Below are 7,644 nucleotides of genomic sequence, written 5' to 3' on the forward strand. Positions count from 1 at the left end.
GACTCGGATCTTTAAGATGTGGAACTGCATAAAACCTACACTAAATATGCTACAACGTCTAAAACCTCAATATTTAAACTTATTATTTATAATATTTAGTAATTGAATGATAATGATAGTTATGGATTAAATAAGAAATAATGTGTGGAATATATTGAAAATGATAACCAAAAATCGTAAATTTAGAGTGGTTATAGTCCACTCATATGAAAACGTACATTACCGATTTTGAGTAAAGACTCAAAAAAAATCTATTTATCTCCAACTTACGGTTGATAGAACAAATCATTATGAAAAAAGGACTTAATTAAGTATCTACCACAAGTATTGGAGTAAAGAAACAAGATTACCGAAACAGAACCAGGCAAAAAACAAACAATGAATTGCATAGGTCAATCTACCTTAACTGATGGCTTAATTGCCCATTATTCATTTAATGGCCATGCAAATGATACTTCTTCAAATAATTGCCATGGCCAAGTCCATGGTGCTACCTTAACAACTAACAGATTTGGGAATAGTAATTCAGCCTATTTTTTTGATGGAATCTATGATTTTATACACTGTGGTTCTATTTTAGACGTTTCCTCACAGGACACCATTTCAATTTCTGCCTGGATTTATCCACAACAAATATCCAAAAACAACAATTTTTCCGGGCTGGGATTTGGCAAAAAAACATCCGGAACTTTACAACTAAGAGTGCGAACAGATGCAGACACCCGTTTTCAAGCTCATCATGCGAGTGCTCGTGAAAAAGATAGCACAAGTGTAAAAGGTGACAGTACTTTTAAATACAATAAATGGTATCATTTAGTTGCTATTTATTCAGACAAAAATGTAGAATTATATATTGACGGAATTGCTCAATCATTTAAGGGCGGACATGACAGACCCCACCTTAGCAAGATACCCCAAAACAGTATTTTTAGGATTGGTCTAAGTTTTGCTGGCAGAGATGTGCCAAAATTCTTTCACGGCAAAATAGATGAAGTAAGAATTTATAATAGAGGTCTGACTGAACAAGAAATTGACAGTCTGTATAATGGCCAATTCGAACACTAAGCATTTCTGATCTGAAAGTTCTTTAAAACCAAATCTCTTTGTAATATATCCGAATCCTGCGTTGACACGTCCGAATATACTATCAAACTATTCACATTTTTCAACCGATCTATATGATTTACAAGAAAAACAAGTAATGAGTTTTGCAATAGAAAAAAAATTTTCCACTTCACATTTACAAAGTGGGATATATTTCTTGATTATAAAGACAAATAACGGACTAATTGAAAGTCAAAAATTGGTTGTAAGAAAATAAACGTTTTACAACAAAACCTATCTTATAGTTTAGGTTTAGACTCCCATTATTGATTTGATTGAACCTGTTGTGATATCATTTTTTTTCTGGACTTCAAAATTCTTTCTGTTTCTTTCTGGACTTCCAACTTCTTTTTTCTGGCAGTAAAAACATAAACAAACTCATACAGCTGATGTACCTCCATATCTTCAAGTTCCTCCGGAAGCAAATCAACAGGGCTGCCTGCAAGAGTATTGTAACAGGCAAACACCTTTTTATAATACAAATGTTCTAACCAAGTGGCCTCTGGATACTCCTGTTCATCAAAAATAAGGATTTTTCCACCATTTTTAGTCACTCTAATCATTTCCTTCAGAGCACTTTTTGTGTCAGCAAATCCATTAAATGCCCCATAATTTGTGCAAATATCAAATGTCCCGGATTTAAAAGGAAGATTGGTGGCATCAGCCAGAATGAAATCTACAGGAGCCTTCTGTTTACTCATTAAATCCCTTCCCTGTACAATCATACCCTCAGAAAGGTCCACTGCCGTGTAATCTGCATTCAGATTCAAATAACCACGTAAAAATGCATGGCCAGTACCACTGGCAATATCAAGCATTTTTATTTTTTTATCTGACCCCAGATATTCCTTCAGAAACCCTTCATGAACAGAAGAGGCGCTTTTTTCAGGCACAAATTTCCGAATCGCAAGAATAATTTTTATAGGAATAGCAAGCAAAAGCAAATAAGCATATCGCTGTTGTTTTGAAAACACAAAAATAAAAATTACCAAAGCCGCAAATAATAAAAAATCATAACTCTTTACGTCATCAATGCCACGATATGCAATCAAATCTATCAAATTATAGACCATGAAAATAAAGGAAAACACTAATAGAAAATATACAATCCAGTATTTAAGAGATATTTTTACTGGTCTAACTGGAAGCATAAAGAAAGGGTTCCAAAAATTATAAAACCATGCCATATACTTATAAACTTTATCTCTAAGTCCCTTATCTGACTTACCCAGAGAATCTTCTACATAAAGCTTTGGAATGCCACTTACACAAGAATATTTCTCGCCACATGCACTACACATCCAGTAAGTTTGATAACGATCAGTAATACTATTTTCTTTACACGAGGGACAAATCACTTTTGATCCTATCATAATGCTTAATTTTTAAAATAATAATCCGTATTTAAAATGACCGAGGTTCGCTAAAAATAATTCCGATAATTTTAGAATTCAATGCAAGTGTTCTTATAAACTTTTACCAAACTAAATATTTTTAAAAGTCAACATAGAATATTTCCGTTTAAATTTCCTTAATTCAGATAAACTACCTTTTATGGGTACTTATGAGTGAATGAATTTGACTGAATCATTAGTAAAGGTCAGGTTTTTATACCTTAGTTATAATATGCCATTCTAGTATCAGAACTCATATATTTTGTAACATTAATTACATTACAGTCCCTATTTTCATATTTATGATATATGTCATAAAATCGGAGCCATAATGAGATTAATTTCGGTGTTGAATAATATTTAAAAAGAATTTTTCCATGGAAACGATATCCGAAGTAAAAACAAGAGTCTACAGGTTTGGAAATAAAACAGCCGATGGTAACAGTAAAATGAAGAACCTGTTAGGTGGCAAGGGCGCCAATCTTGCAGAAATGAGTGCAATTGGTATTCCTGTACCTCCCGGATTTACAATTACTACAGAGGTTTGTACGGAATATAATGAACTGGGTAAAAATAAGGTCGTCAAATATATAAAGGACGAAGTCAAGCAAGCTATCAAGAATATTGAAGGAATTATGGGAACCAAATTTGGTGATAATGAAAATCCATTACTTATTTCTGTTCGCTCCGGGGCCCGCGTTTCTATGCCCGGAATGATGGATACCGTACTGAACCTTGGACTTAATGACGAGGTGATATCCGGATTGGTCGAAAAAACAAAAAACGAACGCTTTGCATGGGATTCCTATCGTCGTTTTATTCAAATGTATGGAGGGGTTGTCCTTGGGATGAAACCTGAAACCAAAGAAGACATCGATCCTTTTGAGGAAATCATGGAGCATCTTAAAGATAAGCGAAATATAGAATTAGACACCGAGTTTACCGTGCAGGATTTACAGGATTTGGTATATGACTTCAAGGATGCCGTAAAAAAACAAACAGGTCATGATTTTCCATTGGATCCCTGGGATCAATTATGGGGAGCCATTATGGCCGTATTTGATAGTTGGAATGGGGACAGAGCTATTTATTACAGAAAAATGAACGGTTACCCTGCAGACTGGGGTACTGCTGTTAATGTTCAGGCTATGGTATATGGGAACATGGGACAAAATTCCGGAACAGGGGTTTGTTTTACCAGGGATGCAGGAACAGGAGAGAATGTTTTTAATGGGGAATATCTGATAAACGCACAGGGAGAAGATGTTGTTGCGGGGGTCAGAACGCCTCAGCAAATAACAAAATTAGGCTCAGAACGCTGGGCCTTACTGGCACAGGTAAAAGAAGCTGAAAGAGCAGCCAATTATCCTTCCTTGGAAGAGCTAATGCCAGCTATCTTCTCAGAATTGAATGATTATCAGGAAAAACTGGAAAAACATTACCGCGATATGCAGGATATGGAGTTTACCATTCAGGAAGGGAAACTATGGATCCTGCAAACCAGAAATGGTAAAAGAACCGGAGCTGCCATGGTAAAAATTGCCGTTGATCTTCTTAAAGAGGGCCAGATTGATGAAAAAGAAGCATTGATGCGTATAGAGCCCAATAAACTGGATGAATTGCTACACCCTGTCTTTGACACCCGCAGTATAAACAAGGATAATATTATTGCTCAGGGTTTACCGGCCTCTCCGGGCGCCGCGACGGGCCAGATTGTATTTTTTGCCGATGAAGCAGATAAGTATAAATATACCATTCTTACTCGTATAGAAACTTCGCCCGAGGACCTTGAAGGTATGAACATTGCCAAAGGAATACTCACTGCCAGGGGGGGAATGACTTCTCACGCAGCTGTGGTGGCACGAGGAATGGGTAAATGCTGTGTTTCCGGCGCAGGTGCACTAAAGATTGATTATAAAAACCGAGTTTTAAGGGTTGATAATAAAGAATATCACGAAGGAGATTGGATTTCCTTAAATGGTTCTACCGGTAATATTATTGAAGGTAAAGTACCTACCATGGAGCCGGAATTAAGTGGGGAATTTGCGGAAATCATGAAACTATCTGACAAGTATAGGACTATGAAAGTTCGTACTAATGCAGACACCCCTAAAGATGCCAAAGCAGCCCGTAATTTTGGTGCCGAAGGTATTGGACTTACCAGGACCGAGCATATGTTTTTTGAGGTAGACCGGATCCGGGCCATGAGGGAAATGATTTTGGCCGATACCATAAAAGGTAGAAAAGCGGCTCTTAGAGATCTCCTCCCAATGCAACGTTCAGATTTTGAAGGAATCTTCGAAGCTATGAAGGGATTTCCGGTTACTATTCGTTTGCTCGATCCACCATTACATGAATTCGTGCCTCACCAATTGGCTACTCAAAAAGAACTGGCAGAGGATCTTCATATTTCCTTGGCTTCTGTAAAAAATAAAGTAGCGGATCTTCAGGAATTCAACCCAATGCTTGGCCATAGAGGATGCCGTTTGGGAATTACCTATCCGGAAATAACCGAAATGCAGACCCGTGCAATCATTGAAGCCGCCTTAAATTTAAAAGAAAAGGGCATTGAAGTAATCCCAGAAATAATGGTGCCCCTTGTTGGTACAGTTATGGAATTTGTCTCTCAGGAAAATGTGATCAGATCTACGGCTCAAAAAGTATTTAAAGAGCGTAAAGATAGTGTGGAATACCTTGTAGGAACTATGATTGAAATTCCACGTGCAGCACTCATGGCAGACCAAATTGCCGAACATGCTGATTTCTTTTCATTTGGCACAAATGACCTTACTCAAATGACTTATGGATACTCCAGAGATGATGCCGGTTCCTTTCTTGGGATATATTTGAAAGAAGGAATACTAACCTCTGATCCTTTTGAAGTACTGGATCAGGAAGGAGTAGGACAATTAGTTGAAATGGGAACGGAAAGGGGCAGAAAAACAAAACCTGATTTAAAGGTAGGTATTTGTGGAGAACATGGTGGCGAACCCAGTTCTGTCGATTTCTGCTACCGAACAGGGCTGAATTATGTAAGTTGTTCCCCGTTTAGGGTCCCTATTGCAAGGATAGCTGCGGCCCAGGCAGCCATTTCTTAAGCTTCAAAGTGGACATAGATGTAAATGGTTATTTTAAAGCATTAAACACTATTTTTGTGCTTACAATAACTATTGTATGTTTCATATTTTTAGTAAGAAAAAATATCTGGTAGATTATCTGCATAATTTTGTGGATATCCACAACCATATTCTCCCGGGCATAGACGATGGGGCTAAAAATGTACAGGAATCTGTAGATCTGATTCGTGGCTTTAAGGAGCTTGGGATAACTAACCTGGTTGCCACTCCTCATATCATGAGTAATTTATACCCAAATACTAAAGAAACCATCACTAATTCGTTAGATCTGTTAACTAATGCGTTGTTAGCAAACGATTTAAAAGACATCTCCATTGAGGCCTCTGCTGAACATATGATAGATGACAATTTCGAAGAGCTACTTGAGCAAGGCGAAGTAATGTCTATGAGAAAGCAGTATTTATTGGTTGAAATGTCTTATTTGCAGGCTTCAATTAACTTTGATGATGCCATACAAAATGTTATGAAAAAAGGCTTGTTTCCTATTCTGGCACATCCTGAACGTTACGGATATTGGCATACCAATAAAAATAATTATTCAAAGTATAAAAAAAAAGGGGTCCAGTATCAACTTAATATCTTATCCTTAAGCGATTATTATGGACCGGAGGTACATAAGATGGCCTTAAATCTATTAGATCACGGCCTAATTGATTATATAGCCTCAGACATACACCGTAGAGAGCAGATAGAATATTTAAAAGAAATAAAAATTAATGCTGGTCTGTCTGAAAGTATTATACCTTTAATAAACAACACTATCAATCAATTTTATTAAGTATCCTAAAGGCGCTGCCATTTTTTAACTGATTTGCCATAGCCATATTAGTATCTACCGCCATAAGACAGATAAGATGATTTAACATCATTAACTATAAATGAAAGCCCTTTGAGCTTCCCTTCTTTGTTTAATTTCAATGTAAAATCTGGCACTTTTAGTACAGTTTACCCGGCCCTGTCTTATGAAACAGATTTAAAATTTCGATAATAAATACCTCTTGAACTTTTGAATTTAACCCACGGTTGTTTTTACAAAATAAAAGCAAACATTCAATTACAAAAAGTATTTTTTTAATTAAATTATGTCGATAAAATAGTTTTTATGTGTTTAATCGAGAAATAAAGTGTTAATTATTTAATGTGCCATATCTTCGATTTAAATTTACCCCAAATTTCAATTATAACATTTGCTATTTTTGCATGAAGTTAATAGAATATCCTGAAAGAACTAAAACTATCTTATGACCTACTTGTTAGATTTATTTTTCAACCTTTTTTTATCGCAGGTCTTTCGATTTTAATGGCCAATATGTAGGTCCTTTGGATATTCCCAGTGATTATGACCAGAGTAGATAGTAAAATCAAAAGTAATGTTTTATGGAGCTAAATTTCCAAAGACATGCTAGTGTAAAATTTTTTTTCCAGATCAGAGTTAAATATAAAAATAAGCCGCTGAAATGAAATTGCTCATAACTGGAAGTACAGGTTTTTTCGTATTATTTGGTCGCACATTGAACAAAAAAGTGTCCCTATTGAAATTCCCGACAAAGTTGGTTCTTTTTATTACAAAATTGGGAGAACTATTGCCGCTTCCTATTAACTCGGATCGTTTAGAAAAAATTATGAAAAATTTTGTTGTATCCAACTACAAAATAAAACAAGGATTACAAATGGAAATGTTGCCGATTTCAACTTCTATTTTTCGGTCTTTTACTGCTTTCTCTTACAATAATTTAATAGTTGATAAAAGAAGTTTGATTTCCAGGAATATAAGTTCTATTCAAGTATGAAGATTATCTTGAAAATGATTTTCAAACTTTCGAATGGAGATAATAAATTACTTAATTGATAAATAAAATGAAATGAAAATATTAGTAACAGGAGGAGCTGGTTTTATTGGCTCACATGTTGTCAGAAGATTGGTCAATAAGTATCCTGAATATCATATTTATAATTTGGACGCACTGACTTATGCCGGAAATTTAGAAAATCTAATAGATATTGAAGGA

Annotated in this window: 6 protein-coding genes; 5 read left to right on the forward strand and 1 reads right to left on the reverse strand. The window is 35.5% G+C overall.

Translation table 11 applies throughout. The features are described from left to right. The first annotated feature begins 378 nt into the window (after positions 1-378). Together WBM60_RS14535 and WBM60_RS14540 are read left to right on the forward strand one after the other, a co-directional pair. The gene (locus tag WBM60_RS14535; protein ID WP_424283248.1) at positions 379-1,065 is read left to right on the forward strand and encodes a LamG domain-containing protein; all 687 of its coding nucleotides are present in this window, start codon (positions 379-381) and stop codon (positions 1,063-1,065) included. Positions 1,066-1,108: 43 nt separating this feature from the next. Further along, positions 1,109-1,321: a T9SS type A sorting domain-containing protein gene (locus tag WBM60_RS14540; RefSeq protein ID WP_424283252.1), complete on the forward strand. Its 213-nt coding sequence runs from the start codon at positions 1,109-1,111 to the stop codon at positions 1,319-1,321. A gap of 46 nt (positions 1,322-1,367) precedes the next feature. On the opposite strand, the gene WBM60_RS14545 is transcribed toward WBM60_RS14540, so the two are convergent. Beyond that, positions 1,368-2,477, reverse strand: a complete 1,110-nt coding sequence (locus WBM60_RS14545) for a methyltransferase domain-containing protein (RefSeq protein ID WP_424283249.1) — start codon at positions 2,475-2,477, stop codon at positions 1,368-1,370. Positions 2,478-2,875: 398 nt separating this feature from the next. Here WBM60_RS14545 and ppdK point away from each other — a divergent pair, with 398 nt between their 5' ends. From ppdK to WBM60_RS14560, 3 genes are all read left to right on the forward strand, one after another. Next, a complete protein-coding gene (gene ppdK, locus WBM60_RS14550; protein ID WP_424283250.1) occupies positions 2,876-5,596 on the forward strand; it encodes a pyruvate, phosphate dikinase in 2,721 nt (906 codons plus the stop codon). Between the two features lie 76 nt (positions 5,597-5,672). Beyond that, entirely contained in the window at positions 5,673-6,413 is a 741-nt protein-coding gene (locus tag WBM60_RS14555) for a tyrosine-protein phosphatase (protein ID WP_424283251.1), read from the forward strand. Positions 6,414-7,497: 1,084 nt separating this feature from the next. Next, positions 7,498-7,644, forward strand: a 147-nt coding sequence (locus tag WBM60_RS14560; RefSeq protein ID WP_424283253.1) for a GDP-mannose 4,6-dehydratase, incomplete at its 3' end; no start/stop codon positions are given.

This window comes from Eudoraea sp., assembly GCF_049669105.1.
Taxonomy (GTDB): domain Bacteria; phylum Bacteroidota; class Bacteroidia; order Flavobacteriales; family Flavobacteriaceae; genus Eudoraea.

Bases quoted from the DNA above. Each gene is read 5' to 3' on its own strand.
- WBM60_RS14535 (WP_424283248.1), top strand. From the start codon at position 379: ATGAATTGCATAGGTCAATCTACCTTAACTGATGGCTTAATTGCCCAT.
- WBM60_RS14545 (WP_424283249.1), bottom strand. From the start codon at position 2,477: ATGATAGGATCAAAAGTGATTTGTCCCTCGTGTAAAGAAAATAGTATT.
- ppdK (WP_424283250.1), top strand. From the start codon at position 2,876: ATGGAAACGATATCCGAAGTAAAAACAAGAGTCTACAGGTTTGGAAAT.
- WBM60_RS14555 (WP_424283251.1), top strand. From the start codon at position 5,673: ATGTTTCATATTTTTAGTAAGAAAAAATATCTGGTAGATTATCTGCAT.